The sequence below is a fragment of the Halorhodospira abdelmalekii genome (assembly GCF_016583625.1).
GTDB lineage: Bacteria > Pseudomonadota > Gammaproteobacteria > Nitrococcales > Halorhodospiraceae > Halorhodospira > Halorhodospira abdelmalekii.
This window is the reverse complement of the sequence record NZ_NRRN01000134.1, coordinates 1-679: the sequence shown is the minus strand read 5'-3', so window position 1 is coordinate 679 and position 679 is coordinate 1. Positions and strand designations below refer to the sequence as shown.

The window sequence follows — 679 nt, the reverse complement described above, 5'->3', positions numbered from 1 at the left end:
CCTAGGGCTGTGGGGCCGAGCAGATTGGCACGTGGCCGCTGACCCGCCGGACGCGGCGCCGGCTTGCGTCCCGCCTCCGGGACCTGCGCGCGCAAGAGACCGCGCACCAGCTGATAGAAGGTTTCATTGGCGCCCCAACACTCCTTGCGTGCATAGGCGGGCAGCTCGAGCGAAAGAACCGGAATCGGCAGCCCCATGCCGCGCGCCAGCGCACCGGGCTGATCCTGGATCAGCTCGGCGGTGCAGGCCTCGCCAACCATCAGGACTTGCGGTTTGAAGCGCTCGTAGGCATCGCTGACGCTGGCTTTGACCAGCTCGGCGGTGTCGCCACCGAGTTCGCGCGCCTGGAAGGTGGTATAGGTCACCGGCGGACGTCGCTCGGAGCGCGCGATCATGGTAAAGAGGAGATCGGCGTAGGTGTCGCCCTGGGGCGCATGCAGAACGAGGTGGACCCCGTCCAGCGACGCGGCGACGCGCATCGCGCCGATGTGTGGTGGTCCTTCGTAGGTCCAGAGTGTGAGCTGCATCGCGTTAGACCCGCAGCAGTGCGCCGCGCCGCAGCGGTCGCGCGAAGAGTTCGGCGAGATCGGCCGCCTGATCAAATCCATGCACCGGCGAGAACACCAATTCGATCGACCACTTGGTGCGCAACCCCTCGGCCTCGAGCGGATTGGCCAAG

1 protein-coding gene and 1 pseudogene are annotated in these 679 nt (G+C 67.0%); both read right to left on the bottom strand.

All coding sequences use genetic code 11. The features are described from left to right. The coding region (locus CKO15_RS13800) for a nitrogenase component 1 (protein WP_274600167.1) at window positions 1-527 on the bottom strand (527 nt) is incomplete at its 3' end. Window positions 528-531: 4 nt separating this feature from the next. Next, a pseudogene (locus CKO15_RS14320) lies at window positions 532-679 on the bottom strand (ferredoxin:protochlorophyllide reductase (ATP-dependent) subunit N); the annotation flags it as partial.